This is a genomic window from Paracoccus aerius, assembly GCF_014656455.1.
Taxonomy (GTDB): Bacteria; Pseudomonadota; Alphaproteobacteria; order Rhodobacterales; family Rhodobacteraceae; genus Paracoccus; species Paracoccus aerius.
This window is the reverse complement of sequence record NZ_BNCL01000001.1, coordinates 164,013-189,935: the sequence shown is the minus strand read 5'-3', so window position 1 is coordinate 189,935 and position 25,923 is coordinate 164,013. Positions and strand designations below refer to the sequence as shown.

Below are 25,923 nucleotides of genomic sequence, written 5' to 3'. Positions count from 1 at the left end.
TTCAATTCCTGCGCATGAACAGGATGTAAAACACCCCGCCCAGCACTGCCCCGATCAGCCAGCCGAAGCCCGCAAGGGCCTGCAGCGCCGGCAGCCATACCGTCCCGACCGAGAAGACGGCCGCGATTCCCACTGCCATGATCGCGCGCTGGTTCCAACCGCCCTGATAGTAGTAGCGTCCCGTGGGTTGGGCAGTGAACATTTGGTCGATATCCAACTGCCGCTTCTTGATGACGTAATAGTCGGCGATCAGAATCCCGTAGAGCGGCGCAAGGATCGCCCCAAGCGTATCGACAAAGCCCGCGATCCCGATGGCCGAGATCACCGATACCCACAAGGCGCCGATGATGAAGGCCAGGGCAGCCGTGATCAGTCCCCCGGTCCGCGCGCTGATGGTTGAAGGTGACAGGTTCGCGATGTCATAGGCGGCGGGCACGAAGTTCGCGACGAGGTTGATCCCGACCGTGGCCGCAAAGAAGGTGACGGCCGCGATCAGCGTCAGCGCCAGGCTGTCCACGCGCTCGACAATGGCGGTGGGGTCGGTCAGTCGTTCGCCGAATAGCACCACCGCGCCTGCAGTGATGAACAGCGCGATGAACGAAAAGAAGGCCATCGACACCGGCAGGCCCCAGAAGTTGCCGGTCCGCATCTGCCCCTCGGTCTTCACGAAGCGCGAGAAGTCGCCGAAGTTGATCACCACGGCCGCGAAATAGGCGACCATCGTGCCGACGACCGCGATGAAGCCGGATACCGTGCCGTATTCGCTGTCGCCGCCCTGGAAGATGACCCCGATCTCGGACCAGATGCCGTTGCCCGCCTGATACCAGATCATCAGCGCCAGCACGATCATCACCACATAGACGAACGGCCCTGCCCAGTTGAGGAACTTGCCGACCCATTCCATGCCCATCAGGAACAGTCCGATCTGGAAGCCCGCCACGATGATATAGGCGATCCAGTCCACGCCGTTCAGGCCCAGGAAGCCGCCGCCCGTGTCCTCGATCCCGAACAGGGCGTGGATCGCAAGCGCGACGGCGGTCGAGGCGAAGTAGGTCTGGACGCCATACCAGAAGATCGCGACCACGCCCCGGATCAGTGCCGGAAACCGCGCGCCCTTCACCCCCATCGAGGATCGCGCCATCACCGCATAGGGAATGCCATAGCGGACCGATGGGCGACCCGACAGGTTCACCAACCACATCACGATCAGGCCGGACACGACGATCGCCGTGAAGGTCAGCCAGCCGTTGAGGCCGTAGGACAGGAACAGCGAGGCAGCCAGCGTATAGCCGAACAGGCTCTGGATGTCGTTGTTCCAGACGTTGAAGATCTCGAAGGCGCCCCAGTGGCGGCGCTCATGCGGGACCGGGGCGAGGTCCTCGTTGTACAACGATGGATCGCCGCCTGCGATGTGGATATAGTCCGGGTGGTTCATGATGCTGTCCCTGCGATTATGGTTGTTTCTGAACAGCATCACATCCGAAAGTTCACGCTGCGCCAAGCACGACGAGTCAAAGGCAAGCCTTGGAGGCGTGAATTCAATGTTGCGGGAAAATGCATTTACAGATTGCCCGGTTCATGGGCGATCCACGGACGAATCAGAAAGGGGGAACAGCGACCTGTTCCCCCTTGCCTTTCACTCGATCATCGGCAGCAGCTTGTTCAGGCTGTCCTTGGCGTCGCCATAGAACATCCGGGTGTTTTCCTTGAAGAACAGCGGATTTTCGATACCGGAATAGCCGGTGCCCTGCCCCCGCTTGCTCACGAACACCTGCTTGGCCTTCCAGACCTCCAGCACCGGCATCCCGGCGATGGGGCTGTTGGGGTCGTCCTGCGCCGCGGGGTTCACGATGTCGTTCGAGCCGATGACGATCACCACGTCGGTCGAGGGGAAGTCCTCGTTGATCTCGTCCATCTCCAGCACGATGTCATAGGGCACCTTGGCTTCGGCCAGCAGGACGTTCATGTGGCCGGGCAGACGGCCCGCGACGGGGTGGATGGCGAAGCGCACCGTCTTGCCCGCCGCCCGCAGCTTGCGGGTCAGTTCGCTGACGGCGGCCTGGGCCTGCGCAACGGCCATGCCGTAGCCCGGCACGATGATGACGCTGTCGGCGTCGTTCAGCGCAGCGGCCACGCCTTCCGCGTCGATGGCGATCTGCTCGCCCTCGATCTCGGCCGCAGGGCCGGCCTCGCCGCCAAAGCCGCCCAGGATCACGCTGACGAAGTTGCGGTTCATGGCCTTGCACATGATGTAGGACAGGATCGCGCCGCTTGAGCCTACAAGCGCGCCCACCACGATCAGCAGGTCGTTGCCCAGCGTAAAGCCGATGGCGGCGGCGGCCCAGCCCGAATAGCTGTTCAGCATCGACACCACGACGGGCATGTCGGCCCCGCCGATGCCCATGATCAGGTGGTAGCCGATGAAGAACGCCAAAAGCGTGATCAGGATCAGCCAGAAGATCGCAGGCCCGACGCCCGTGAAATAGAGGATGCCCAGCAGCACCGACAGCGCAAGCGCGCCGGCATTCAGCATGTGTCCGCCCGGCAGCTTTTTCGGCTTGCCGTCCACGCGCCCCGCCAGCTTGCCAAAGGCCACAACCGACCCGGTGAAGGTGACGGCGCCGATGAAGATGCCCAGGAACACCTCGATCTTCAGCATGGCGATCTCGGCCGGGGTCTTGTCGGCCAGGACGGCCGCGAAACCCTGGAAGACATGAACCCCGCCCTCGGCCTTGGCGCGCAGCACGCGGGCCAGCTCGATCTGGGCGTTGAAGCCGACAAAGACCGCTGCAAGGCCCACCAGCGAATGCATGGCGGCGACAAGCTGGGGCATCTCGGTCATCTGGACGCGCTTGGCCACGACCCAGCCGACGGCGCCGCCGATCGCGATCATCACCAGCGACAACAGCCAGTTCCCCGCGCCCGGCCCGAACAGCGTCGCCAGCACGGCCAAGGCCATGCCTGCGATGCCGTACCAGATCGCGCGCTTGGCGCTTTCCTGTCCCGACAAGCCGCCCAAGGACAGGATGAACAGGACAGCGGCAATCACATAGGCCGCAGTGGTAAATCCGTATTCCATTCCCGCGATCCCTTACGACTTCTGGAACATGGCGAGCATCCGCCGGGTGACCATGAAGCCACCGAAAATGTTGACCCCCGCCATCAGCACCGCCAGGGCACCCAGCAGGACGACCCACCAGGACCCGGACCCGATCTGCATCAGCGCGCCCAGGATGATGATGGAACTGATCGCGTTGGTGATCGCCATCAACGGCGTGTGCAGCGAATGCGCGACGTTCCAGATCACGCGGAAGCCGATAAAGCAGGCCAGCACGAAGACGATGAAATGCTGCATGAAGCTGAAGGGCGCGAACAGCCCGATCAACAGAAGGACCGCTGCCCCGACGACCAGCAGCGTCACCTGCGACCGGGTCTCGGCCTTGAAGGCCGCGACTTCGGCGGCGCGACGTTCATCGACCGTCAGCTCGCGCTTTTTTTCCTTGGGCTTCTGTGCGGCGATGGCCGCGATCTTCGGCGGCGGCGGCGGCCATGTGATGTCGTGATCGCGCGTCACCGTGGCCCCGCGGATCACGTCATCCTCCATGTTGTGGAAGACGACGCCGTCCTTCTTGGGTGTCAGGTCGGCCACGAAGTGACGGACGTTGTTGCCGTAAAGCTCGGACGCCTGCGCGCCCATGCGAGACGGAAAGTCGGTATAGCCGATGATCGTCACGCCGTTTTCTGTCACATGGCGTTCGTCGGGGATGGTCAGCTCGCAGTTGCCGCCGCGTTCGGCCGCAAGGTCCACGATCACGCTGCCGGGCTTCATCGCCTCAACCATGTCGCGGGTCCACAGTTTCGGCGCATCGCGGCCGGGGATCAGCGCGGTGGTGATGACCACGTCCATCTGCGGCGCAAGTTCTCGGAACTTGGCAAGCTGCTTTTCGCGGAATTCGGGCGATGAGGGCGCGGCATAGCCGCCGGTTGCGGCGCCGTCCTGCGCTTCCTCGAAATCGAGGTAGACGAACTCGGCGCCCATCGACTCGATCTGCTCGGCGACCTCGGGGCGAACGTCGAAAGCACAGACCTGCGCGCCCAAGCTGACGGCCGTGCCGATGGATGCCAGGCCCGCGACCCCTGCCCCGACGACCAATACCTTGGCCGGCGGCACCTTGCCGGCCGCAGTCACCTGGCCGGTGAAGAAGCGGCCGAAGTTGTTTGCAGCCTCGATCACCGCGCGATAGCCCGCGATATTGGCCATGGACGACAGCGCGTCCATCTTCTGCGCCCGGCTGATCCGCGGCACCATGTCCATTGCGATGGCGGTGATGCCCTGTTCCTTGGCCAGGGCCAGCATCTCGGCGTTCTGGGACGGATAGAAGAACGAGATCAGCGTCTGGCCTTCCCGCATCTGACCGATCTCGCCCTCGGACGGCTGGCGCACCTTTGCCACGACATCGACCGACGCGATCAGGTCGGCGGCCGTCGGGACCACGGTGATTCCGACCGCGCGATAGCTGTCATCCGAGAACCCGGCCCGCGCCCCTGCGCCGCTTTCGACGAAGACCTGGTGCCCCAGCTTCATGAGATGCCCGGCAGAAGAGGGCGTGATCGCGACGCGCGCCTCTCCCTCGAAACTTTCCTTCAACGCGCCAATCTTCATGGCTGTGTTGTCCCCCGTTCGCTCGGTTCCCGTTTGGCTGACAGATAGCATCGCGAAAGAAAGTTTCACAAGTGCGTGTGTAGCCTTTGCAGGACGAAGGTCGAAGGAAGGCTTGCGCGACAAAAGAAAACGCCCGGGATCGATCGACCCCGGGCGGCATCTGGTGCTGGAAAGCGGCGATCAGTTCGCCGGAGCCGTCGTCGCAGGCGGAGTGGTCGTCGTAGCCGGCGCCGGGGTCGTGGTCGCGGGCGCAGGGGTCTCGTCAACGGTCACCGCGTCATCCACGGCCGCGCCGGCATCGCTGGCCGCATCAGCCGCGGTTTCCGCAGCGGCGTCGGCCGCGTCGGCGGCTGCACCGGCAGCGTTCTCCAGGGCAGTCCCGGTGGCCTCGGCAGCGTTGTCGGCAGCCGAAGCTGCACTTTCGGCAGCATTCTCGGCGGCGGCAGCGGCATCCTCGGCTGCATCTTCGGTTCCGGCAGCGGCGCTTTCAGCGGCCGTTTCCGCTTCATCCGCTGCGGCCTCGGCATCGGCCGCCGCGCTGCTGGCGGCATCGCCGGCCTCGGGCGCTTCGGTCGTGGTGGTCACGGTGGTGGTATCGCCTTCGGTGACAACCGTGTCATCGCCGGTAAAGCGCTGAAGCACGAAATATGCCAGGGCCAGGGCCAGAAGAACGCCGATGATCAGCGGCAGGGGCGACGAGCGACGCTCGACCGGTTCGACATAGGTCTCGTTCCGGATGGTCGGGTCGGCGGGACGGGCGGGATCAATAGGCCGGGTGCGGTTGGGGTCGTTCGGATCATGGGTCATTTCTGGCCTCCAGAGTTCTGTGTTGATACGCCGGTCTCAGCGTCGCCCCCGATCTGTTCCGCCCCCCGGCGCCTGTCAATTCGACCGGGCCGGGCATGGGCGAGATCAGCCGACTTGCGACCCGGCTTTCATGCGACTAACACATTGGCCGTGAACAGGTTCCGCGAGCCGGAGCAGCTTTCTTCATGCCGAGGATGCGATGACCAACACTCACGGGCAGAATGTGCATAAACTTGCCGATTACCGTCCCTATCCCTTTGTCCTGTCGGCGACGCGGATGCGGTTCCGGCTTTCGCCCGGAAACACGCGGGTCCACGCAGAACTGTCCCTGGCGCCACGCGATGCGCAACAGGCGGCCGACCTTGTCCTGGACGGCGGCAAGGCTGTCAGGCTGCTGGCCCTGACCATCGACGGCCAGCCCCTGGACCCCGCCCATGTGACGCGGCAGGAGGAGACGCTGACGATCGCCGCAGACGCCCTGCCCCGCCACCCCTTCCTGCTGGAAACCGAGGTCGAGATCGACCCTTCGGCCAACACCGCCTGCGAGGGTCTGTATATCTCGAACGGGATGTTCTGCACCCAGTGCGAGGCCGAGGGCTTTCGCCATATCACCTTCTATCCTGACCGGCCCGACGTGATGGCGACCTTCTACGTCACCATCGACAGCGACCTGCCGGTGCTGCTGTCGAACGGCAATCCCGTCGGCCAGTCGCAGGGCCGGGCCGAATGGCACGATCCCTGGCCGAAGCCGTCCTACCTGTTCGCGCTTGTCGCGGGCGATCTGGTGGCCGTCAGCGACAGCTTCACCACACGGTCGGGCCGCAAGGTTGCGCTGAACGTGTGGGTTCGGCCGGGCGATCAGGACCGCGCGGGCTTTGCGATGGAATCCCTTATCAAGTCGATGAAATGGGACGAGGATGTCTATGGCCGCGAATACGACCTGGACGTCTTCAACATCGTGGCGGTCGACGACTTCAACATGGGGGCCATGGAAAACAAGGGGTTGAACATCTTCAACTCGAAACTGGTGCTGGCCAGCCCGGAAACCGCGACGGACGGCGATTACGAACGGATCGAGGCCGTGATCGCCCATGAATACTTCCACAACTGGACCGGCAACCGGATCACCTGCCGCGACTGGTTCCAGCTTTGCCTCAAGGAAGGGTTGACGGTCTTCCGCGACCAGCAGTTCACGTCCGACATGCGGTCGGCGGCGGTCAAGCGGATCGAGGATGTGCAGGCGCTGCGCGCCCGCCAGTTCCGCGAGGATCAGGGACCGCTTGCCCATCCCCCGCGCCCGGACCGCTATGAAGAGATCAACAACTTCTACACAGCGACCGTCTATGAAAAGGGCGCCGAGGTGATCGGGATGCTGAAAAGGCTGGTCGGGGACGACGGTTATCGCCGGGCGCTGGACCTGTATTTCGACCGTCACGACGGCGACGCCGCCACCATCGAGGATTGGCTGAAGGTCTTCGAAGATGCGACCGGCCGCGACCTGGCGCAGTTCAAGCGGTGGTATACGGACGCAGGTACCCCGCGCCTGACCATGATCGAGGATTGGCAGGATGGCACCCTTGCGCTGACCTTCACGCAAGAAACGCCTCCCACGCCGGGGCAGGCCCAGAAACTGCCACGCGTGATCCCCGTTGCCGTGGGCCTGATCGGCCCGAACGGCGACGAGGTGACGCCGACCCAGGTGCTGGAGGTGACGGAGGCCAGCCAGACCTTCACCTTTGCAGGTCTCGGCGCGCGTCCAGTGGTGTCTGCGCTGCGCGGCTTCTCGGCCCCGGTGATGCTGTCGCGCGACCTGGACGATGCCACGCGCGCCTTCCTGCTTGCCCACGACACCGACCCCTTCGCCCGATGGGAGGCAGGCCGGGAATTGGCCCTGTCCGCGCTGATCGCGGCCTCGCAGGGCAAGACCGTCACCGGCGACTATGTCGATGCAATCGGTCGCCTGATCGCCGACGATGCCGCCGATCCCGCCTTCCGCGCACTCTGCCTCAACCTGCCCGGAGAGGAGGAGATCGCCACCCGCCTGTCCAGTGAGGGCCTGACGCCCGATCCCGATGCCATCCACGCCGCGCGGGAGTTGCTGGCCCGCCAGATCGCCGAAACGCATCTGGATCTGCTGTCGCAGCTTTACGAGGATATGACGGTCGAGGGCCCTTATATCCCCGACGCGGCGGGGACCGCCGGGCGGTCCCTTCGCAACGCCGTTCTCGCGCTGCTGACCCGCATCGACGGCGGCGAGCGGGCCGAGATCCTGTTCGGCATCGCCAGCAACATGACCGAACGCATGGCCGCCCTGACCTCCCTGCTGCGGCGCGGACGCGGGCAGGCGGAACTGGCGGCGCTGCAGGATCAGTTCGCCGGCAACCGGCTGGTGATGGACAAGTGGTTCGCCGTCCAACCCATGGCGGCCCCGCCCCTGCAGGCGGCCGCCGTCGCGCGCGACCTGTCGCAGCGCAAGGACTTCGACTGGAAGAACCCCAACCGCTTCCGCGCCCTGCTGGGCGGGCTTGCGGCGAACCATGCGGGTTTCCATGCCGCGGACGGGTCGGGCTACGACTTCACGGCCGATTGGCTTTTGCGCATGGACGTGCTGAACCCGCAGATGGCAGCGCGCCTGTCCACGGCCTTCGAGACCTGGACCCGCTATGACCCCGGCCGCCGCGCCAAGGCCTTGGCGGCATTGGAACGAATCGCCGCGTCCGAGGGTTTGAGCAAGAATACCCGCGAGATGGTGTCGCGGATGATCGCCGCAGGTCGATGATCGCGGTTGCGGGCGCCCCGGCAGCGGGGCAGAAAGGCCGGGATGACTGACCGTTCCGCCGATCCCAGGGCCGAGATGCAGGCCCGACTGGACCCGCTGATTGCAGAACGGGCGCCCTGGCTTTATTCGGGCAAGGCGCATCATCGCGTCGCGAGATGGGCGATGATGGGCCTGCTGCGCTATCCGACGACCATCCGCCTGGGATCCGAGTTCCGCGACCTGCCCACGGCCGAGATCATGCGGCGCATGACCGACCTGATCGTCCGCGATGTCCGGGTCGAGGGGATGGAGCATATTCCCGCCACTGGCCCCGCGCTGATTGTCGCGAACCATCCGACCGGCATCGCCGACGGCATCGTGGTCCATGCTCTGGTCTCGCATCTGCGCGACGACCTGTTCATCTATGCCAACCATGACATGATCCGCGTCTTGCCGCAGGTGGCCGACCTGATCGCGGGCGTGGAATGGCGCATCGAGAAACGCAGCCACGCCAAGACCAAGGCCACGATGGATTACACGCGCGAGGCTTTGTCGGCGGGCCGGATCGGGCTGATCTTTCCTTCGGGCCGGCTGGCGAAACGCCAAGGGCTGACGCTGCACGAACGTCCCTGGATGGCAAGCGCGGCGATGATCGCGCGCAAGTTCGGCGTGCCGATCATCCCCTTGAATATCCGGGCGCGCAATTCGGCGTTGTTTTACCTGCTGGACGCGATCCACCCGACGCTGCGCGACGTGACCTTGTTCAACGAGGTGCTGAACAAGCGCAGCCAGCCCTATCGCGTGACCGTAGGGGCGCCCATCGATCCCGCGACCCTGCCCAAGGGCGAGGATGCGATCAACGTCCTGCGCGACGCGGTGCTGGCCTTGCCCGCGCCCGGCCCCGACGCCGCGCGCCTGATGCAGGACCGGGGCGGGGCAAGGCTGGTGCGCGCGTCTGAAGGCCTGGCATGACGCGGCCCGCTCACCCGCTTCATCTTCTGTAAGGAAATAACTACGGGGGACCGGGGGCAGTCAGCGCCCGGCCTTCGCCTGTCCGCAAGGACAGGCAATCCAGTTCAGACCGCTGCCTTGCGGCTTTCCTCCAGATAAATCTCGCGCAGGCGGGTCGCGACGGGGCCCACCTGCCCCGTGCCCACGGCCGCGCCGTCGATTTCCACCACCGGCATCACGAAGGCGCTGGCCGAGGTGATGAAGGCCTCATCCGCCGATTGGGCTTCGGCGATGGTGAAGCTGCGCTCCTCGACCTGCATCTGCGCTTCGGCGGCAAAGCGAAGAACGGCGGCGCGGGTGATGCCGTGCAGGATGTCGTTCGACAGTGCGCGGGTCACGATGGTTCCGTTCTTGACGATATAGGCGTTGTTGCTGGTGCCCTCGGTCACCATGCCGTCCTCGACCATCCAGGCGTCGTCCACGCCGCGGGCCTTGGCCTCCATCTTGGCCATCGACGGGAAAAGCAACTGCACTGTCTTGATGTCGCGGCGGGCCCAACGCGCATCCTCGATGCTGATGACCTTCCAGCCGGTTTTCGCTGCGGGTGCATCCGCTAGGCCAGGCTTTGACTGCGTGAACATCACGACCGTGGGCCGCGTGCCCGCCGGGGGATAGGCAAAATCGCGATCGCCCGGATTGCCCCGCGTGACCTGCAGATAGACCAGTCCGTCTGTGATGTCGTTCTTGTCAACTAGGGCGCGAAAAGCCGACAGGTATTCGTCATCCGATAGCGGGTTGTCCATCACAAGTTCGCCCAACGACCGCTTCAGACGGACCAGATGGCCTTCGAAATCAAGCAGCTTGCCGTCGAGGACGCTGACGACCTCGTAGACGCCGTCGGCCATCAGGAAGCCCCGGTCGAAGATCGAAATCGTCGCCTGATCCTCGGGCAGGTAATCGCCGTTTACAAAGACCGTGCGCGTCATGATGTCCCCCTTGTCCGCATTTGTCGGCGTGGTCCTGCGCCCAAAGCGCCGCGTCGTCAAGACAAACCAAGGTCCGGGCTTGATGCTGCGGGTGCGAAACAATATTGCTCTATGGGACGCAAATCTTTACGGACCTAACCCATGAGCTTCCGCACCCAGCCCCTGCCCCCCGCCCGCCTGAACCGCTGCCAGCTTTTTGGCCCGGGTTCCCGCGAAAGCCTGTTCGAGAAGATGGCAAAGTCCGCCGCCGATGTGATCAACCTGGATCTGGAGGATTCGGTCGCCCCCGCCGACAAGGACCGGGCACGGGCCAACATCATCCAGGCCATCGGCGACATCGACTGGGGCGACAAGACGCTTTCTGTCAGGATCAACGGCCTGGACACGCCCTTCTGGTATCGCGACGTGGTGGACCTGCTGGAACAGGCGGGGGACAGGCTGGACCAGATCATGATCCCCAAGGCCGGGAACGCCAGCGACATCTATGCCGTGGACGCCTTGGTGACGGCCGTTGAGCGCGCCAAGGGCCGCAGCAAGCGCATCAATTTCGAGGTCATCATCGAAAGCGCGGCAGGCATCTGCCATGTCGAGGAGATCGCGGCCTCATCTCCCCGGATGCAGGCCATCAGTCTGGGCGCTGCGGATTTTGCGGCCTCGATGGGCATGGCCACGACCGGCATCGGCGGGACGCAGGAGAATTACTACATGATCCGCGAGGGACAGAAATATTGGCCCGATCCCTGGCACTGGGCGCAGACCGCCATCGTTGCGGCCTGCCGCGCCCACGGGCTGCTGCCTGTGGACGGACCCTTCGGCGATTTCAGCGACCAGGACGGCTTTGTCGCGCAGGCGCGGCGGTCGGCGACGCTGGGCATGGTCGGCAAATGGGCGATCCACCCCAGCCAGATAGCCCTGGCGAACGAGGTATTCTCTCCCAGCGAAGCGGCCGTCGCCGAGGCGCGCGAGATCCTCGCCGCGATGGAAAAGGCCAAGGCCGAGGGCGCGGGCGCGACCGTCTACAAGGGCCGGCTGGTCGACATCGCCTCGATCAAGCAGGCCGAGGTGATCGTGCGCCAGGCCGAACTGATCGCTGGCTGAAACCCGAGGGGGTGGCCGACAGCCGCCCCTATCCACCCGCCTGCAAAGTCTTGACCGCCTCCAGGGGCCACAGCAGCATCAGCACGTTCAGGGCCAGGCCGTCGCGGATCAGCCAGATGGTCAGCGCCTCGAAGCCCAGGACGATCGCGACCGACAGCCAGACCGGCAGCCAGCGGGCCAGGTAAAAGCCGGCGATCATCGCCCCGATGTCGGCGACAGAATTGACAACGCTGTCGCCATAGTAGTCCAGCGAGATGGTCACGCTGCGATAGCGTTCGATGATGGCGTCAGAGTTCTCGACAAGCTCCCACGCCGCTTCGGCCAGGGTGGCGATCAGCAGGCGCCAGGCAAAGGGCAGCCTGCGCGCCACCAGCCAAAGCAGACCATAGGACAAGATCCCGTGCAGCAGATGCGAGGGGGTATACCAGTCCATCAGGTGCTGCGAGTTCTCGGAACTGTTCGTCTGGCCGTGCCACAGCTTCACGTAGCCGCATTCGCAGATGGGCACGCGGCCCGCCCACAGAAGGATGGCCGCCGCCACCAGCACCACGCCGATGACGCCCCAATACGGGGTCCGGTTGCTGCGGGTCATCAGAGGGGATCCTTCGCTAGGGCCGTCGCAGTTTCTGGAACGCGGCAGAAGCGCCCCAGCCCGCCGCGACAGCGACAAGCAGCGACATCAGGCCGTACAGAAACGGCTGGTCGAAGGCCAGGCGGTAAAGCCAGCGTTCCAACCCCACCTTGCGGACATTGATCGGGGCGACGAAGACGTCGATCACCTGCCCGTCGCGCAACAGGAAGATCCGCGTCTTGTAGGCGCCCTCGACCAGGTTAGCGGGCAGGCTGACATCTGCGCGGAACAGGGTCTGGTCGATCAGCGACACGCTGCCCTCGTCCAGGCGATACAGCCCCTCGTCCTCGCGGATGCGGATCAGGGCCTCGGTGAACGGAACGGCGCTTTCCACGGCGACCTGACCCGCAAAGGCCCGCATCGCCAGGGGAAGCGAAATCCGGTAGCGGTTGTCCCATTCGGGCAGCAGGATGTCGTCCAGATCGGCCGTCGTTGCCACGGCATAGAAGCCGGGGGCCGCGCCGATCCTGACCGATTGGGCATTGACCCAGATCCCCGCCTTGCGTTCCTTGCGCCAAACGGTGACGCCGCTGGACGGGGCCTCGACGGTCACGATCACCTGCAGGGGCGGGCCTTCGGGAATGGGGCTTTCGCGCTTGATCGCGCCATAGATCAGGATGTCCGACCCGTCGAAGCTGGCCGTGATCGCCACGCTGTCGCTAGACAGGCCCGCGACCACGGATTCCGCGGGCGGCTGAAACTCGTCAGGTGGCGCGGCCTCGATCGGCAAGGCATCGGCATTGCCCGGCGGGACGGTGGATTGCGCGCTTGCCGTGCAGGACAGCGCCAGCAGCATCAAGGCGGCCGCCAGTTTCCGCATCAGCCGATCCCCGGCTGGATGGCATAGAAGTCGTCGGGCGTCAGGAACAGGTCAAGCGCGAGCTTGCCGCAAACCGCCAGCACCAGCAGCGCCAGCAGGATGCGCAACTGTTCGGCCCGCAGTTTTGCGCCCAGAGTGGTGCCGATCTGGGCGCCGACCACGCCCCCCATGATCAGCAGCACCGCCAGCATGATGTCCACGGTATTGTAGCTGACGGCGTGCATCAGCGTGGTGAAGGCCGTGACAAAGGTGATCTGGAACAGCGAGGTTCCGACGACCACCCTTGTCGGCATCCCCAGCAGATAGATCATCGCGGGCACCATGATGAAGCCGCCGCCCACCCCCATGATCGCCGCCAGCACACCCACCGCGACGCCCACCAGCAGCGGGGGAATGACGCTGATGTAAAGCCCGGATGCGCGAAACTTGACCTTTCCCGGCCAGCGATGGACCCAGTTGTGCTGGTGCAGCCGCTTGCGGTTCCCCGGCTTCCTTGACCGACGCAGGGCACGGATGCTTTCCTGCAGCATCATCATGCCGATCAGGCCAAGAAAGACGACATAGCAAAGCTGCACGACCAGATCGACCTGGCCCAGTTCCTGCAGCAGCGTGAAGACCCAGACACCCATCCAGGATCCCACAAGGCCCCCCGCCAACAGGACGCCCCCCATCCTGAAATCCACGCTCTTGCGCTTGACATGGGCCAGGACGCCCGACACGGACGAGGCGACGACCTGATTGGCGCCGGTGGCCACGGCGATGGCGGGGGGAATGCCGATGAAGAACAGCAGAGGGGTGATCAGGAAGCCCCCTCCCACGCCGAAAAGCCCGCTCATCACGCCGACAAGGCCGCCAAGCCCGATCAGCGTGAAGGCATTGACGGATACTTCTGCGATGGGAAGATAGATCTGCATGGTCCGCGCGCCGCTTGCGTCAGGGGCAAGGATGCAACGGCCCGGCAGGCAGGTCAAACCGCTTTCCTTGGCCCGGCCGCCCTCGGGATGCTGGCGCTTGAAGCGGGACCATCGCCCGGCTAAGCAGGAACGAAGACGTGAACAGGCGCTGTCTCAGGCGCCGCAGGACGGTGCGGGCCCAAGCAATGCGAATACTGATCACCAACGACGACGGCATCAACGCACCGGGACTTGAAGTCCTGGCCGAGATCGCGGCGACGCTGGCAGGTCCGTCGGGTCAGGTCTGGACCGTCGCCCCAGCCTTCGAGCAGTCGGGCGTGGCCCATTGCATCAGCTATTCGCATCCGACGATGGTCGCGCGTCTGGACGAACGCCGCTACGCGACCGAGGGAAGTCCGGCGGACTGCGTCCTGGCCGCCATTTGCGACATCATGGCCGACGCGCCGCCCGACCTGGTGCTGTCGGGGGTCAACCGGGGCAACAACTCGGGTGAAAACGCCATGTATTCGGGCACCATCGGCGGCGCGATGGAGGCCGCCCTGCAGGGCCTGCCCGCCATCGCGCTGTCGCAGTATCTGGGACCGAAGACGGCGGGCCTCGCCGATCCCTTCGAAGGCGCCCGACAGCACGGCGCGGCCGTGATCCGGCGGCTGCTGGATCATGGCGACTGGACCTCGGACGCGGATTTCCGGCTGTTCTACAACATCAACTTTCCGCCCGTCCCCGCAGCCGCGGTCCGCGGCACCCGTATGGTCCCGCAGGGGCGCCGGCAGGGCACGAACTTCAGCGTCGTTCCCTATACCGCGCCGAACGGGCGCCGCTTTATGTGGGCGGCGGGCGGCGCGCAGAACGCCCCTGCCCGACCCGGCACGGATGTCGCGGTGAACATGGACGGCTTCATCTCGGTCACGCCGATGCGGGCGGACCTGACCTGCCACGCCTCGCTGCAGGACATGGCGGGGCTTTTCGACGATGACACCCCCAAGGCGGAGATTTCATGACCGTCGATCACCACGACGACGAGGAAGACCCGGCCGAGCGCAAGATGCGCTTTCTTTTCCAGCTGCGCTCGCGCGGCGTGACCGATCCCCGCGTGCTGGCCGTGATGGAGCGGATCGACCGCGGCCTGTTCGTGCGGGGCCAGTTCGCGGACCGTGCATACGAGGATACGCCCCTGCCCATCCCCTGCGGCCAGACGATCAGCCAGCCCTCGGTCGTAGGGCTGATGACCCAGTCGCTTAACCCCGGCCCGCGTGACACCGTGCTGGAGATCGGCACCGGCTCGGGCTATCAGGCGGCAATCCTGTCGGGGCTGTGCCGCCGGGTCTATACGGTCGACCGGCACCGCCGCCTGGTGCAGGAAGCCGAGGCGATCTTCCGCCAGCTTGGCCTGCACAACATCACGGCGCAGGTAGCCGACGGATCGCGCGGTCTGCCCGACCAGGCACCCTTTGATCGCATCCTTGTCACCGCCGCGGCCGAGGATCCGCCGGGGTCACTGTTGGCACAGTTGAAGATCGGCGGTATCATGGTGGTGCCGGTGGGACAGTCCGATGCAGTCCAGACCCTGATCCGCGTGACCCGGACCGACGCCGGCTATGATTATGACGAATTGCGACAGGTGCGATTTGTGCCGCTGGTCGAAGGGTTGGGACCGACATGACCCGGATCTGCGGCAAGGCAGGTTAAGGACGACGGGAATGAGCAGGACAACGAAACGGCTTGCCAGCATGGGGGCCGCAGCCCTTCTTCTGGCGTCTTGCGGGGCGACGGGATTTGATCCGGACCTGCGGGGCTGGATGCCGGGGGCACTGAGCACGGCCGATGCGGCAGCCCGCGCCGCGCCGCGGCCGCAGCCCGACAGCCGGGGCGTCATCACCTTTCCGAACTATCAGGTCGCGGTGGCCCGCAGTGGCGACACGGTGGGCAGCGTCGCGGCCCGGCTGGGCATCGACGCGGCGCGGCTGGCCCAGCACAACGCCCTGCCGGCCAATGCCCCGCTGGCCGCAGGCCAGACGCTGGTCCTGTCGCAACGTGTCGCTGTTGGCACCGGCCTGCCCGGCTCCGCCACTTCCCCCGGTGCCGTGGTCGATCCCTTCGCGGGACAGGCCGGTCGCCCGGCGGCCCCGGCCCCTGCCCCCGCCGCGCCACAGGCCTCCGCCCCGGCGGCAAGTCCAGCCAACCCGGCGCAGCATGTCGTGGCCTCGGGAGAGACGGCCTGGTCGATTGCCCGCAAATATGACGTCACTGTTCAGGACCTGGCCGCCTGGAACGGCTTGCCCCAGTCCATGACGCTGCGGGTCGGCCAGCGGCTGATCGTGCCGGTCAAGGGCCAGAAGGCCCCCAGTGCCGTAGCCGTGACCACCGCACCGGGCACCGGCAGCCCGACACCACGCCCGCCATCAGCCGCCCAGCCCCTGCCGGCCGAGGATACGGCCCCCGCAGCAGAACCGGGCCCCGCAGCGCCGGCCACGGATCTGGGTGCGACGCGGACCGCGGCCTCGGCTGGGGGGCGGTTCCAGATGCCCGTGTCGGGGTCGATCATCCGCGTCTATGAAAAGGGCAAGAACGACGGCATCGACATCTCGGCCACGGCGGGAACGGCGGTCAAGGCTGCGGGCAGCGGCACGGTCGCGGCCGTCACCCAGGACACCGCCGGCACGCCCATCGTGGTGGTGCGCCATGACGGAAACCTGATGACGGTCTATACCGGGCTGGACGGCCTGGACGTGGCCAAGGGCGACCGGGTGTCGGGCGGCCAGTCCATCGGCACAGCCGGCCGCGGCGGCTTTGTCCATTTCGAGGTGCGCCAGGGCTTCGACAGCGTCGATCCGGAAAAATACATCAACTGACCCTGCGGAACGCGGCGCGATCCGGCACGTTGGTTTGCGATAGCAAGGCTAACGGAGGATAAGGCATGGATCATTCCGAACATCCCCGGCTTCTGCCGGACGAACTGACCGACGCGGTGTTGACGGGCGCGACCATCTATGGCCCGGGCGACGAAACCGTGGGAACCGTATCCCATGTCCATGGATCGGGAAGCAGCGCGCAGGTGGTGATCGATGTGGGCGGGTTTCTGGGCATCGGGTCCAAGCCGGTTCTGGTGCCTGCCTCGGACCTCGACCTGATGCGCGACGGCGACGGGGTCGTTCACGGCGTATCCCGTTGGTCGAAAGAGGACCTGAAGGCCCTGCCCGAACATCACGACTGACAGCAGAAGGCGGCGGCCGGTCCGCCGCCTTTCCTACACGGTGTCGAGGTAAAGCTCGACCGTTTCCTCGTCCGACAGTTCCGCCATGTAGTGCAGTTCCTGCCGCTTGGTCATCACGAAGTTCTCGATCAGGTGGCCGGGGAATATCCGGCGCATCTCGGGGCATTGGTGGAAGGCTTCGATGGCCTCGCCCCAGGTGCCGGGCAGTTGCGCCAGCTTCTGGTCATAGGCATTGCCGCGGAAGGGTTCGGGCGCTTCCAGCTTTTCCAGCAGGCCGTTCAGCGCCGCCCCCAGGATCGCCGCCACCGTCAGGTATGGGTTCACGTCGCCGCCGGCGACCCGATGCTCGATCCGCCGGGCCTTCGGGCCTGACGACGGGATGCGGATCGCGGCAGTCCGGTTCTCGTAGGCCCAGCCGATGCCGGTGGGCGCATGGGCGTTCGGGACAAGGCGGTCATAGCTGTTCTCGTGCGGGGCGAACAACAGCGTGGAGCCCGGCATGGCGCGCAGGCAGCCTGCGACCGCGTGGCGCAGTTCCGCTGTCCCTTCGTCCCCACCATTGTCGAAGATGTTGCGCCCTTCCTTGTCGAGGATCGAGAAATGCATGTGCATCCCGTTCCCCGAGAATGTCTCGTAAGGCTTGGCCATGAAGCTGCCCGCAAAGCCGTACTGGCGGGCAATCCCCTTGACCAGCATCTTGAACAGCCAGGTGTCGTCCGCCGCCTTCATCGGGTCGGGCTGGTGCATCAAGTTGATCTCGAACTGCCCCGGCCCTGCCTCCGAAATGGCCGTGTCGGCCGGAATATCCATCGCCTCGCAGGCGTCATACAGCGTGGTGAAGAACTGGTCGAAGGCATCAAGGGCGCGCAGGCTCAAGACCTCGCCGCCCGTCCGGCGCTTGCCTGACCGGGGGCTGGGCGGAACGCGCAACTGGCGGCCGGAATCGTCGATCAGGAAGAACTCCAGTTCCGTCGCGACGACCGGCGTCAGGCCGGCCTGACTGTAGCGTTCGACCACGACGGCAAGCGCCTGCCGGGGATCCCCTTCATAGGGTCGTCCGTCCAGGTGAAACATCCACAGCGGCAGCAGCGCGGTCGGTGCGTCCAGCCAGGGCATCGGCAGGAAGCCGCGCTCGGTGGGCAGCAGCAGCCCGTCGGGATCGCCGATCTCGAAGACCAGGGGGCTGTCCTCGACATCCTCGCCCCAGATGTCCAGGTTCAGGACGGAAAAGGGAAACTTGGTTCCTTCCTCCAGCAGCTTGCCCGCATAGCGGGCAGGGACGCGCTTGCCGCGGGCAACCCCGTTCAGGTCCGATGCGGCCACGCGGATGGTCTTGACCTCGGGATGTTCTTTCAGCCAGTCCATGACTCACCGGATCACTTGCGGACGATACTTGAGGCGCCGGGCCGCACCGGGCAGGTGACGGTTCAGGCGCCGGTTCACGATGCCGAACAAGCCGATCAGCGCAAGGGTCGCCAGCACGAAGTAACCCGCCACGATCGGATAGGCGACAAAGGGGTTGAAGGTCTGGCCCGCGAAATAGCTGGCGTAATACAGGCTGTCGCCGCGCTGCTGGAAGGCCGGGAAGCCCGAGAAGAAGACCAGCGTGGTCGCGTGGAAAAGGAAGATCGCCTCGTTCGTGTAGGACGGCCAGGCCAGGCGCAGCATGGTGGGCCAAAGGACGCGGCGGAACTTGGTCCAGCCGGTCATGCCATAGGCTTCGGCGGCCTCGATGTCGCCCTTGGGCACCGACATCAGCGCGCCGTGGAAGATCTGCGCGGAATAGGCGGCGGTGTTCAGCGTCAGCACGATCAGCGCGCCGGCCCAAGCCTTGGTCAGCCAGCTTGTCGCAACGGTGAAGCCGAAAACCTCGATCCCTGCGCGGGGCAGCATTACCAGGGCCTCGTAGGCCAGGAAGAACTGGATGAACAAGGGGCTGCCGCGGAACAGGAAGATGAAGCCCTCGGCCGGCTTGCGCAGCCAGGGGTTCGTGCTGGCCTTGGCAAGGGCAAGCCCGGTCGCCAGGAAGAAGCCGAACAGCAGCGCGAAAAAGGCAAAATACAGGTTCCAGATCAGGCCCGATCCGATCAGCGTGACCTGCTGGCACAGCGTGAAGTCGCTTCGCGGCAGCAGCCGTTCGCCGAAGCCAAGCGACCGCAGGCCATAGTCCATGATCGTCTGTGCGCAAGTCATAGCGCACCTGCCTTGCGCTGCGCCTCGCCTGCCATCGTTGCCTGGCCTGCGGACAGGCGGCGGATCACCCGGTCAAGCACGCGTTCGGAAACCCAGGTCATCAGCAGATAGAAAACCAGCACCGCAAGGAAATAATACAGCCGCCAATCGGGATGCGGATAGGCAAAGGACGACGTCTTGGCCCCGCCCAGTTCGCGCGCCCAGTAGACGATGTCCTCGATCCCCAGCAGGAACAGCAGCGGCGTCGCCTTGATGAGGATCATCCACAGGTTCGACAGGCCGGGCAGCGCATAGGTCCACATCTGCGGCACCAGGATCCGTCGGGAGACTTGGCGAGGGGTCATGCCATAGGCCTCGGCCGTTTCCAGTTGCGCGCGGGGCACGGCCTGCATCGCGCCATACAGCACATTGGCCGCGAAGGCGCCGAAGACGACCGAGAAGGCGATGACGGCCAGCGTCATGGCATAGATGTCATGGACCCATTCGGGGCTGGTGGACAGCGGAAGCTTGGCCGCCGCGCAGACGACGAAGTCGTTGCCCTGCCGGACCGGGGCGTCGCTGTCGCACAGCGCCTGATGCCGCAGCCATTCCAGACCCTGGTCCAGCGCGATCGGCACGAACAGGAAGAACACGATGTCGGGCACGCCCCGCACCATCGAGGTATAGACCTTGCCGAACCACCGCAGCGGCGCGATCCGCGACCGCGAGGCCATCGCGCCGCCATAGCCGAACAGCAGAGCAATGGGCGCGGTGATCGCCAGCAACAGCAGGACCACCCCGAAGCTGGCATAGAACAGCATATGCGTGCCCGTGGTCAGATAGCACGACAGCCAGGCAAGCCCGTCCAGCACCGAAGGGTCGCTGCAAAAGGAAAACATCATCCGTCCCGGTAAGGGCCGCGGGTCGCCCCGCAGCCCGTCAGATCATTCGTAGGTCTGCGCGTCGTCGCCGAAGTGCTTCTTGATCAGCGCGTTCAGGCTGCCGTCTTCCTTCATGGCGGTGATGGCCGTGTCCAGCTTTTCCCGCAGTTCGGTGTCCGACTGGCGCACACCGACGCCGATGCCTTCGTCCAGGTTCACCTGTTCGCCCACGAAGACCAGATCGTTGCTTTCCTCGACGAAGGGGCGCATCACCTCGTGGTCGCCAAAGCCTGCGTCAGCCTCTCCGTTGCGGACGGCGGCAAAGACCTGGTCGATGTTCGGAAACTCCAGCATCGTCGCGCCGGTTTCCGCGATGTGCGAGGCCTGCACCGTGCCGGTCTGCACGGCGATCACACCGCCTTCCAGATCGACGCCGTCCTGCAACGCGACATAGGACGAAGGCGCGGGCGGCAGGTAATCCTGCGTGAAACCGATGACGGCCTTGCGTTCCTCGTTGATGCTCATGGCGGCCATGATGGTGTCATAGTTCGACGACACCAGGTTCGGGATGATCGAATCCCAGTCGTTCTTGACCCAGGTGCATTCCAGTTCCGCGCGCCGGCACAGTTCGTCGCCCAGTTCCCGCTCGAAGCCCGCGACCTCGCCCGCCTCGTTGATGAAGTTGTAGGGGGGGTATGCGCCCTCGGTCCCCATGCGGATGGCCTGGGCGGTGCCCATTCCAGCGGTCAGGGCCAATGCGGTCGCGGCAAGCAGCAGTTTCTTCATTCTTACGTCTCCTGTTGGTCGTCTTTGTCAGTGCGCCATCGAGGCACTGAGGAACTGGCGCAGCCGGTCTGTCGTCGGCGCGCCGAAAAGCTGGTCGGGAGGGCCTTCCTCGGCGATCAGGCCCTGGTGCAGGAACACGACATGGTCGCTGACATCGGCGGCCAGCCGCATGTCATGGGTCACGATGATCATGGTGCGGTGTTCGGCCGCCAGATCCTTGATGACCCGCACGACCTCTTGCTGCAGTTCGGGGTCAAGCGCGCTTGTCGGTTCGTCGAACAGCAGCGCCTTGGGCTGCATGCACAGGGCGCGGGCGATGGCGGCGCGCTGTTGCTGGCCCCCGGAAAGCTGCGCGGGCCAGGCGTCGGCCTTGTCGCCGATGCCAACCTTGTCCAGTAGCATCCGGGCACGGGCCTCGACCGTGGCGCGATCCTCGCGCAGGACGGTAACGGGGGCCTCCATGACGTTCTGCAGGATGGTCATGTGGGACCACAGGTTGAACTGCTGGAAGACCATCGACAGGTTGGTGCGGAACCGCATCACCTGGGCCCGATCGGCAGGCACGCGGGCCATGCCCTGCCCCTTCCAGCGGACGGGTTCGCCTTCGAAGCTGATCTCGCCGGCCTGGCTGTTTTCCAGCAGGTTGCAGCAGCGCAGCAGCGTGGACTTGCCGGATCCCGAGGATCCGATCAGGCTGACGACATGGCCGCGCGGGGCCGCCAGGGACACGCCCTTCAACACCTCGATCTGGCCATAGGCCTTGTGCAGCCCCTCGATCCGGATGACAGGGGCCGTGTCGGGTGCGGCAGCGTTCTGTGCGGCTTTATTGTTCATCATCGGCGCATTGGGCGATAATCCCGGCGCTTTTGCAACGGGGTCTGCGGGGCAACCTGACGATAAACGCAGGTTGCCGCTGCGTCAGACGATCTCGACCGAGTATTTCTCGATCACGGTATTGGCCAGCAGCCCCTCGCACATCCGCGCGACCTCGACCTTGGCGGTTTCGGGATCGGTGGACTCGAGGTCCAGTTCGATCAGCTTGCCCTGGCGCACGCCCGCGACGCCCTGATGGCCCAGCCCGCCAAGCGCGTGGCGGATCGCCTCGCCCTGCGGGTCGAGAACGCCGTCCTTCAACATGATCGTCACACGGGCTTTCATCGGGCAGTCCTTCTCAGTTGATCGCGGTCGGTTTCAGGCTGGTCGTGTTCGCGGGCATCAGGCCCAGGCGGCGCGCAACCTCGGTATAGGCGTCGGTCAGGTTGCCCAGGTCGCGGCGGAACACGTCCTTGTCCAGCTTCTGGCCGGTCTTCATGTCCCACAACCGGCAGCTGTCGGGGCTGATCTCGTCCGCGACGATCAGGCGCATGAAGTCGTTGTCCCAGACGCGGCCGATCTCGATCTTGAAGTCGATCAGCTTGATGCCGACGCCGTAGAACACGCCCGACAGGAAGTCGTTCACGCGCAGCGCCAGCGACACGATGTCGTCCAGGTCCTGCTGGGTCGCCCAGCCAAAGGCGATGATGTACTCCTCGGACACCATCGGATCGCCCAGTTCGTCGTTCTTGAAGCTGTATTCGACGATCGGGCGCGGCAGCAGCGTCCCTTCCTCAAGCCCAAGTCGCTTGGAGATCGAGCCTGCGGCGAAATTGCGCACGATCACTTCCAGGGGCACGATCTCGACCTGGCGGATCAGCTGTTCGCGCATGTTGATGCGGCGGATGAAATGGTTGGGGACGCCGATATTCGTCAGGCCGTTCATGAAGAACTCGGACAGGCGGTTGTTCAGGACGCCCTTGCCTTCGATGACGGCCTTCTTCTGCGCGTTGAAGGCGGTCGCGTCGTCCTTGAAATACTGGACCAGCGTGCCGGGTTCGGTGCCTTCGTACAGGATCTTCGCCTTGCCTTCGTAGACTTTCTTCCGGCGCGGTGCCATGACGGGCGTCCTTTCGCATGTCCCTTATCCCATGCGCCTTACCCCACAAGCGGCCCCGGGGGCAATACGAGAGGCTTGCAAGCGGCCGTGCGCGGACTAACATCGGTCCCAAGACAACACGGAGGCCATGATGACCACCTTCGACGAGCGCGAGCGCGGTTACGAGAACAAGTTTGCCCATGACGCCAACCTGCGCTTCAAGGCCGATGCGCGGCGCAACCGCCTTCTGGGCGAATGGGCCGCGGGGCTTCTGGGCAAGACCGGCGACGATGCGCGTGCCTATGCGCTGACCGTTGTCACCTCGGACTTCGAGGAGCCGGGCGATGATGACGTCTTCCGCAAGCTGGCGGCCGACCTGGAAGGCAAGGCGGGCGAATCGGAAATCCGCACCAAGATGGCAGAGTTGAACGAAGTCGCACGAAAGCAGATCGTTGACGAAGGCCAGTGACCGGACGCTGATCGCAGCAGAAAGGGGGCCGGGCGGTCCCCTTTTTCATGCCGGCATGGCGGCGGTTTCGGCGCGCGGATAGCGAAGGGCCATGGTGATGCCGCGCGACAGGTTCAGAGCCATCAGGGCCGCCCACAGGCCGTGGTTTCCCCAGATCGGCGGCAGCAGCAGGACGGCCGCCAGGAAGACCAGCGTGGACCAGATCATGGCCACCCGCATGTCGCGGGTCAGCGTCGCGCCGATGAAGATGCCGTCAAGCATCCAGGCCGCGACCCCGATCAGCGGTGCAAGGCCCACCCAGACCAGATAAACCCGCGCCTCGGCCCGCACGGCGGGCGAGGTGGTCAGCAGGTCGATGATCGCCCCTCCTCCCAGCCAGAAGACGACCGCCAGCGTCACCGCCCCGCCGATTCCCCAGGCCGAAGTCAGGCGCGACGCGCGGCGCACCCCGTCGGGGCGCCGGGCGCCCACGGCCTGCCCGACCAGGCTTTCGGCGGCAAAGGCGAAGCCGTCCAAGGCATAGGCGATGATCGACAGGAACTGCAGCAGCACCTGGTTCGCGGCCAGGGTCACGTCGCCCTGGCCCGCCCCCAGGAAGACAAAGCTGGTAAAGCTGGCCTGCAGCAGGACCGACCGGATCATGATGTCGCTGTTGACCCGCGCCAGGCGGATCAGCCGGTCGCGCCCGAACAGGCCGGCCGCCCGCAGCCCCTGCCCGACGGCCCGCCGCGCCATCCACAGTCCGATCCCCAGCCCGCACCATTCGGACAGAAGCGTCGCCCAGGCCACGCCGGGCACGCCCAGGTCCAGCCCAAGGACGAACCATACCGACAGTATCACGTTCATCCCGTTCTGGACCAGTTGCAGCAGCAGGACGGCCCTTGCCCGCTCGACCGCGATCAGCCAGCCGGTGATCGCGTAAAGCGCGATGGTGGCCGGCGCCCCCCAGATGCGGATGCCCAGATACTCGCGCGCCAACCCTTCGACGGCGGCCGAGGTTGGCGCGATCCGGAAGGCCGCGCCGAAGACCAGGCCTTGCAGCAGGATGAAGACCACCCCCGCCACAGCGGCAATCGCCAGCCCGCGCAGCAGGTGGGCGCCCGTTTCGGCCGCATCCCCTGCCCCATGACTTTGGGCGACCAGACCCGAGGTTCCCATGCGCAGGAACCCGAAGATCCAGTAGATCGAGGTCAGGATCACGGCGCCGATGGCCACAGCGCCGATGGGCTCGGGCCGGCCAAGCTGTCCCACGACGCCGGTGTCGACCAGCCCCAGCAATGGCACGGTCGCGTTCGACAGGACGATCGGAAGCGCGATCGCCAGCACCCGCCGGTGGGTCAGCGCCGCCGTCTGGACATCCGCCATCTCAGCCCTGTGGCATCAGGAAATGGCCCGTCGCCTGCGCCAGAAGGCGGGCGCGGTTGTCCTGCCAGGCCTCGACTTGGACGCTGGCATAGCGACGGCCGGACCGCACGACCCTGGCGCGGGCATAGGCATCGCGCGGCAGGCCGCTGCGCAGGTAGTCGACGGTGAAGTCGATGGTCTTGGGCAGGCGCGGCAGGCTGTCCGTGACGGCTGCATCCGGCACGATGCGACCGGATTCCAGATCCTCCCACATGGCGGTCCAGGCCAGTTCGATGATTGCCGCGGTCTCCAGGAAGGCCGCCGTGACGCCCCCGTGGATGGCGGGCAGCAGCGGGTTGCCGATCAGCTTCTCGTCATAGGGCAGGATCGCGGTCAGTTCGTCCCCGCGCCGGTCGAAGCGGATGCCCATCCAGGTCAGGTAGGGCACGCCCGACACAAGGGCCGACAGCGCCGAATCGCGGCGGCTCTTGATCTGGTCCAGCGGCTCTCGGCGGTCCATCATGGCGATCACCTTTCCACCGTAAAGGCGCCGGTCGCGGCGGCGACGGGATTTTCCTCGTCCTCGTCCAGGGCAACGGCGCGGACAAAGGCGACAGTGCGGGTGATGTGATAGCAATGGGCCTTGGCGGTGATCCGCTGCCCCTTGTTGGCCGACCGCATGTAGTCAATGCGCAGGTCAATCGTGGCGGTGGAACCCGGCCCCGACGGATGGGCCATGACCGCAGCCCCGCAGCAGGTGTCCATCAGGGCCGAGACGACACCGCCGTGCACGACCCCGCTGCGCGGATCGCCGACCAGATGTTCAGCCCAGGGCATGCTGATGGTCGCCGCACCCTCGCCCAGGTCGTCCACCCGCATCCCGAGGGCGCGGGCATGGGGGATCGCCTCGATGAACTGCTGTGCGATCCGGGTCTGGTCGGTCTGGCTCATGTCGGACATCCTGTTCGCCCCGTTTCTGTCGGGACACGCTATCCGCGACCCGGCAGCCCACTCAACCCCCATCCCTTGCGCAAGGATGCGCCGAACGGCTAGCCTTGCGTCAAGATGAGGACGGAGGGGCAGATGCCGAGCGAGCAGACGATCAGCTTCAAGGAGATGTGCGCGCGCTTCGACGTCACGCCCCGGACGCTGCGCTATTACGAATACATCGAGCTTCTTGATCCCCGGAAGGAAGGCCGCGCGCGCTTCTATGGACCCCGAGAGATTGCCCGCATGACGCTGATCCTGCGCGGCCGCCGCTTCGGCTTCAGCCTCGAGGAGATTCGCCAGTGGCTCCTGATCTACGAACAGAAAGGGTCGCGCGAACAGTATCAGGTCTGGCTGGATCTGGCCGATCGGCAGCTGAAGGTTCTGGACGGGCAGATCGCCGATCTTCAGGCCGCGCGCGACGACCTGAAGGCCCTGCGCGAAACGGCGGCGCAGGAATTGAGCAACATGGGTTGACCCTGCGTCACGGTTGCCCTTGACTTCGCCTGTGACGCGGCGTCCTGCTTACG

Annotated in this window: 27 protein-coding genes; 9 read left to right on the top strand and 18 right to left on the bottom strand. The window is 65.4% G+C overall.

Features of this window, described 5'->3' with window-relative positions:
- Window position 1: 1 nt before the first annotated feature.
- The 4 genes from IE224_RS00980 to IE224_RS00965 all read right to left on the bottom strand — a co-directional run bounded on the left by IE224_RS00980 (window position 2) and on the right by IE224_RS00965 (window position 5,470).
- A complete protein-coding gene (locus tag IE224_RS00980; RefSeq protein WP_167622015.1) occupies window positions 2–1,435 on the bottom strand; it encodes an NCS1 family nucleobase:cation symporter-1 in 1,434 nt (477 codons plus the stop codon).
- Window positions 1,436–1,636: 201 nt separating this feature from the next.
- Window positions 1,637–3,079 (bottom strand): NAD(P)(+) transhydrogenase (Re/Si-specific) subunit beta, encoded by a 1,443-nt coding sequence (locus IE224_RS00975; RefSeq protein WP_167622014.1) that lies wholly within the window; start codon window positions 3,077–3,079, stop codon window positions 1,637–1,639.
- Between the two features lie 12 nt (window positions 3,080–3,091).
- Entirely contained in the window at window positions 3,092–4,663 is a 1,572-nt protein-coding gene (locus IE224_RS00970; RefSeq protein ID WP_191307285.1) for a Re/Si-specific NAD(P)(+) transhydrogenase subunit alpha, read from the bottom strand.
- A 180-nt stretch (window positions 4,664–4,843) separates the two neighbouring features.
- Entirely contained in the window at window positions 4,844–5,470 is a 627-nt protein-coding gene (locus IE224_RS00965; RefSeq protein ID WP_167622012.1) for a hypothetical protein, read from the bottom strand.
- Between the two features lie 199 nt (window positions 5,471–5,669).
- Between IE224_RS00965 and pepN the strand changes: the two genes are divergently transcribed.
- Both pepN and IE224_RS00955 read left to right on the top strand, forming a co-directional pair.
- A complete protein-coding gene (gene pepN / locus IE224_RS00960) occupies window positions 5,670–8,249 on the top strand; it encodes an aminopeptidase N (RefSeq protein ID WP_191307283.1) in 2,580 nt (859 codons plus the stop codon).
- Between the two features lie 42 nt (window positions 8,250–8,291).
- Window positions 8,292–9,200: a 1-acyl-sn-glycerol-3-phosphate acyltransferase gene (locus IE224_RS00955; protein WP_229849186.1), complete on the top strand. Its 909-nt coding sequence runs from the start codon at window positions 8,292–8,294 to the stop codon at window positions 9,198–9,200.
- Window positions 9,201–9,304: 104 nt separating this feature from the next.
- On the opposite strand, the gene IE224_RS00950 is transcribed toward IE224_RS00955, so the two are convergent.
- Window positions 9,305–10,165 carry a D-amino-acid transaminase gene (locus IE224_RS00950; protein WP_191307281.1) on the bottom strand — a complete coding sequence of 287 codons (861 nt, stop codon included), beginning with the start codon at window positions 10,163–10,165 and terminating at the stop codon, window positions 9,305–9,307.
- Between the two features lie 141 nt (window positions 10,166–10,306).
- Here IE224_RS00950 and IE224_RS00945 point away from each other — a divergent pair, with 141 nt between their 5' ends.
- Window positions 10,307–11,263: an L-malyl-CoA/beta-methylmalyl-CoA lyase gene (locus tag IE224_RS00945; protein WP_167622009.1), complete on the top strand. Its 957-nt coding sequence runs from the start codon at window positions 10,307–10,309 to the stop codon at window positions 11,261–11,263.
- Window positions 11,264–11,291: 28 nt separating this feature from the next.
- Here the strand turns inward: IE224_RS00945 and IE224_RS00940 are convergent, their stop codons facing one another.
- Genes IE224_RS00940 through IE224_RS00930 form a run of 3 tightly spaced genes read right to left on the bottom strand, consistent with a single transcriptional unit; the run spans window position 11,292 to window position 13,628 of the window.
- Window positions 11,292–11,855 carry a DUF2585 domain-containing protein gene (locus tag IE224_RS00940; protein ID WP_191307280.1) on the bottom strand — a complete coding sequence of 188 codons (564 nt, stop codon included), beginning with the start codon at window positions 11,853–11,855 and terminating at the stop codon, window positions 11,292–11,294.
- Between the two features lie 16 nt (window positions 11,856–11,871).
- The gene (locus tag IE224_RS00935) at window positions 11,872–12,714 is read right to left on the bottom strand and encodes a TIGR02186 family protein (RefSeq protein ID WP_167622007.1); all 843 of its coding nucleotides are present in this window, start codon (window positions 12,712–12,714) and stop codon (window positions 11,872–11,874) included.
- Complete coding sequence (locus tag IE224_RS00930; protein ID WP_191307278.1) at window positions 12,714–13,628, bottom strand: sulfite exporter TauE/SafE family protein; 915 nt, start codon at window positions 13,626–13,628, stop codon at window positions 12,714–12,716. Before IE224_RS00930 ends, IE224_RS00935 begins: the two co-directional genes overlap by 1 nt.
- Before the next feature lie 185 nt (window positions 13,629–13,813).
- On the opposite strand from IE224_RS00930, the gene surE reads away from it, so the two are divergent.
- The 4 genes from surE to IE224_RS00910 all read left to right on the top strand — a co-directional run bounded on the left by surE (window position 13,814) and on the right by IE224_RS00910 (window position 16,842).
- Window positions 13,814–14,629: a 5'/3'-nucleotidase SurE gene (surE, locus tag IE224_RS00925; protein WP_191307276.1), complete on the top strand. Its 816-nt coding sequence runs from the start codon at window positions 13,814–13,816 to the stop codon at window positions 14,627–14,629.
- The gene (locus IE224_RS00920; RefSeq protein WP_167622004.1) at window positions 14,626–15,291 is read left to right on the top strand and encodes a protein-L-isoaspartate(D-aspartate) O-methyltransferase; all 666 of its coding nucleotides are present in this window, start codon (window positions 14,626–14,628) and stop codon (window positions 15,289–15,291) included. Before surE ends, IE224_RS00920 begins: the two co-directional genes overlap by 4 nt.
- A gap of 37 nt (window positions 15,292–15,328) precedes the next feature.
- A complete protein-coding gene (locus IE224_RS00915; RefSeq protein ID WP_191307274.1) occupies window positions 15,329–16,480 on the top strand; it encodes a M23 family metallopeptidase in 1,152 nt (383 codons plus the stop codon).
- Window positions 16,481–16,545: 65 nt separating this feature from the next.
- Window positions 16,546–16,842, top strand: a complete 297-nt coding sequence (locus IE224_RS00910; protein ID WP_167622002.1) for a PRC-barrel domain-containing protein — start codon at window positions 16,546–16,548, stop codon at window positions 16,840–16,842.
- Window positions 16,843–16,875: 33 nt separating this feature from the next.
- On the opposite strand, the gene IE224_RS00905 is transcribed toward IE224_RS00910, so the two are convergent.
- The 7 genes from IE224_RS00905 to purC form a co-directional block, all read right to left on the bottom strand.
- Window positions 16,876–18,207: a glutamine synthetase family protein gene (locus tag IE224_RS00905; protein WP_191307272.1), complete on the bottom strand. Its 1,332-nt coding sequence runs from the start codon at window positions 18,205–18,207 to the stop codon at window positions 16,876–16,878.
- Window positions 18,208–18,210: 3 nt separating this feature from the next.
- Window positions 18,211–19,035 carry an ABC transporter permease gene (locus IE224_RS00900; protein WP_191307270.1) on the bottom strand — a complete coding sequence of 275 codons (825 nt, stop codon included), beginning with the start codon at window positions 19,033–19,035 and terminating at the stop codon, window positions 18,211–18,213.
- Complete coding sequence (locus IE224_RS00895) at window positions 19,032–19,913, bottom strand: ABC transporter permease (protein ID WP_191307649.1); 882 nt, start codon at window positions 19,911–19,913, stop codon at window positions 19,032–19,034. The genes IE224_RS00900 and IE224_RS00895 overlap by 4 nt, the downstream gene beginning before the upstream one ends.
- A 45-nt stretch (window positions 19,914–19,958) precedes the next feature.
- Window positions 19,959–20,681, bottom strand: coding sequence for a transporter substrate-binding domain-containing protein (locus IE224_RS00890; RefSeq protein WP_167621959.1), 723 nt, complete (start codon window positions 20,679–20,681; stop codon window positions 19,959–19,961).
- A gap of 27 nt (window positions 20,682–20,708) precedes the next feature.
- Window positions 20,709–21,518, bottom strand: a complete 810-nt coding sequence (locus IE224_RS00885; protein WP_373305481.1) for an ABC transporter ATP-binding protein — start codon at window positions 21,516–21,518, stop codon at window positions 20,709–20,711.
- Between the two features lie 81 nt (window positions 21,519–21,599).
- The gene (gene purS, locus IE224_RS00880) at window positions 21,600–21,839 is read right to left on the bottom strand and encodes a phosphoribosylformylglycinamidine synthase subunit PurS (protein WP_191307268.1); all 240 of its coding nucleotides are present in this window, start codon (window positions 21,837–21,839) and stop codon (window positions 21,600–21,602) included.
- A 13-nt stretch (window positions 21,840–21,852) separates the two neighbouring features.
- Window positions 21,853–22,614 carry a phosphoribosylaminoimidazolesuccinocarboxamide synthase gene (purC, locus tag IE224_RS00875; protein ID WP_126155922.1) on the bottom strand — a complete coding sequence of 254 codons (762 nt, stop codon included), beginning with the start codon at window positions 22,612–22,614 and terminating at the stop codon, window positions 21,853–21,855.
- 127 nt (window positions 22,615–22,741) lie between these two features.
- Here purC and IE224_RS00870 point away from each other — a divergent pair, with 127 nt between their 5' ends.
- Window positions 22,742–23,062, top strand: coding sequence for a DUF1476 domain-containing protein (locus tag IE224_RS00870; RefSeq protein ID WP_373305480.1), 321 nt, complete (start codon window positions 22,742–22,744; stop codon window positions 23,060–23,062).
- A gap of 45 nt (window positions 23,063–23,107) precedes the next feature.
- On the opposite strand, the gene IE224_RS00865 is transcribed toward IE224_RS00870, so the two are convergent.
- Genes IE224_RS00865 through IE224_RS00855 form a run of 3 tightly spaced genes read right to left on the bottom strand, consistent with a single transcriptional unit; the run spans window position 23,108 to window position 25,357 of the window.
- The gene (locus IE224_RS00865; protein ID WP_191307266.1) at window positions 23,108–24,427 is read right to left on the bottom strand and encodes an MATE family efflux transporter; all 1,320 of its coding nucleotides are present in this window, start codon (window positions 24,425–24,427) and stop codon (window positions 23,108–23,110) included.
- A gap of 1 nt (window position 24,428) precedes the next feature.
- Window positions 24,429–24,929: a PaaI family thioesterase gene (locus IE224_RS00860; protein WP_167621956.1), complete on the bottom strand. Its 501-nt coding sequence runs from the start codon at window positions 24,927–24,929 to the stop codon at window positions 24,429–24,431.
- A 5-nt stretch (window positions 24,930–24,934) separates the two neighbouring features.
- Window positions 24,935–25,357, bottom strand: a complete 423-nt coding sequence (locus IE224_RS00855) for a PaaI family thioesterase (RefSeq protein ID WP_229849185.1) — start codon at window positions 25,355–25,357, stop codon at window positions 24,935–24,937.
- Between the two features lie 132 nt (window positions 25,358–25,489).
- Between IE224_RS00855 and IE224_RS00850 the strand changes: the two genes are divergently transcribed.
- Complete coding sequence (locus IE224_RS00850) at window positions 25,490–25,870, top strand: MerR family transcriptional regulator (RefSeq protein WP_191307263.1); 381 nt, start codon at window positions 25,490–25,492, stop codon at window positions 25,868–25,870.
- Window positions 25,871–25,923 lie beyond the last annotated feature (53 nt).

What these genes read in the sequence shown, in the direction of transcription:
- IE224_RS00935 (WP_167622007.1), bottom strand. Translation starts at nt 12,714, where the DNA reads ATGCGGAAACTGGCGGCCGCCTTGATGCTGCTGGCGCTGTCCTGCACG.
- IE224_RS00970 (WP_191307285.1), bottom strand. Translation starts at nt 4,663, where the DNA reads ATGAAGATTGGCGCGTTGAAGGAAAGTTTCGAGGGAGAGGCGCGCGTC.
- IE224_RS00850 (WP_191307263.1), top strand. Translation starts at nt 25,490, where the DNA reads ATGCCGAGCGAGCAGACGATCAGCTTCAAGGAGATGTGCGCGCGCTTC.
- IE224_RS00955 (WP_229849186.1), top strand. Translation starts at nt 8,292, where the DNA reads ATGACTGACCGTTCCGCCGATCCCAGGGCCGAGATGCAGGCCCGACTG.
- IE224_RS00860 (WP_167621956.1), bottom strand. Translation starts at nt 24,929, where the DNA reads ATGATGGACCGCCGAGAGCCGCTGGACCAGATCAAGAGCCGCCGCGAT.
- IE224_RS00855 (WP_229849185.1), bottom strand. Translation starts at nt 25,357, where the DNA reads ATGAGCCAGACCGACCAGACCCGGATCGCACAGCAGTTCATCGAGGCG.
- IE224_RS00945 (WP_167622009.1), top strand. Translation starts at nt 10,307, where the DNA reads ATGAGCTTCCGCACCCAGCCCCTGCCCCCCGCCCGCCTGAACCGCTGC.
- IE224_RS00940 (WP_191307280.1), bottom strand. Translation starts at nt 11,855, where the DNA reads ATGACCCGCAGCAACCGGACCCCGTATTGGGGCGTCATCGGCGTGGTG.
- IE224_RS00895 (WP_191307649.1), bottom strand. Translation starts at nt 19,913, where the DNA reads ATGTTTTCCTTTTGCAGCGACCCTTCGGTGCTGGACGGGCTTGCCTGG.
- IE224_RS00965 (WP_167622012.1), bottom strand. Translation starts at nt 5,470, where the DNA reads ATGACCCATGATCCGAACGACCCCAACCGCACCCGGCCTATTGATCCC.
- pepN (WP_191307283.1), top strand. Translation starts at nt 5,670, where the DNA reads ATGACCAACACTCACGGGCAGAATGTGCATAAACTTGCCGATTACCGT.
- IE224_RS00910 (WP_167622002.1), top strand. Translation starts at nt 16,546, where the DNA reads ATGGATCATTCCGAACATCCCCGGCTTCTGCCGGACGAACTGACCGAC.
- purC (WP_126155922.1), bottom strand. Translation starts at nt 22,614, where the DNA reads ATGGCACCGCGCCGGAAGAAAGTCTACGAAGGCAAGGCGAAGATCCTG.
- IE224_RS00865 (WP_191307266.1), bottom strand. Translation starts at nt 24,427, where the DNA reads ATGGCGGATGTCCAGACGGCGGCGCTGACCCACCGGCGGGTGCTGGCG.
- IE224_RS00975 (WP_167622014.1), bottom strand. Translation starts at nt 3,079, where the DNA reads ATGGAATACGGATTTACCACTGCGGCCTATGTGATTGCCGCTGTCCTG.
- purS (WP_191307268.1), bottom strand. Translation starts at nt 21,839, where the DNA reads ATGAAAGCCCGTGTGACGATCATGTTGAAGGACGGCGTTCTCGACCCG.
- IE224_RS00930 (WP_191307278.1), bottom strand. Translation starts at nt 13,628, where the DNA reads ATGCAGATCTATCTTCCCATCGCAGAAGTATCCGTCAATGCCTTCACG.
- IE224_RS00900 (WP_191307270.1), bottom strand. Translation starts at nt 19,035, where the DNA reads ATGACTTGCGCACAGACGATCATGGACTATGGCCTGCGGTCGCTTGGC.
- surE (WP_191307276.1), top strand. Translation starts at nt 13,814, where the DNA reads ATGCGAATACTGATCACCAACGACGACGGCATCAACGCACCGGGACTT.
- IE224_RS00905 (WP_191307272.1), bottom strand. Translation starts at nt 18,207, where the DNA reads ATGGACTGGCTGAAAGAACATCCCGAGGTCAAGACCATCCGCGTGGCC.
- IE224_RS00980 (WP_167622015.1), bottom strand. Translation starts at nt 1,435, where the DNA reads ATGAACCACCCGGACTATATCCACATCGCAGGCGGCGATCCATCGTTG.
- IE224_RS00885 (WP_373305481.1), bottom strand. Translation starts at nt 21,518, where the DNA reads ATGATGAACAATAAAGCCGCACAGAACGCTGCCGCACCCGACACGGCC.
- IE224_RS00950 (WP_191307281.1), bottom strand. Translation starts at nt 10,165, where the DNA reads ATGACGCGCACGGTCTTTGTAAACGGCGATTACCTGCCCGAGGATCAG.
- IE224_RS00920 (WP_167622004.1), top strand. Translation starts at nt 14,626, where the DNA reads ATGACCGTCGATCACCACGACGACGAGGAAGACCCGGCCGAGCGCAAG.
- IE224_RS00915 (WP_191307274.1), top strand. Translation starts at nt 15,329, where the DNA reads ATGAGCAGGACAACGAAACGGCTTGCCAGCATGGGGGCCGCAGCCCTT.
- IE224_RS00890 (WP_167621959.1), bottom strand. Translation starts at nt 20,681, where the DNA reads ATGAAGAAACTGCTGCTTGCCGCGACCGCATTGGCCCTGACCGCTGGA.
- IE224_RS00870 (WP_373305480.1), top strand. Translation starts at nt 22,742, where the DNA reads ATGATGACCACCTTCGACGAGCGCGAGCGCGGTTACGAGAACAAGTTT.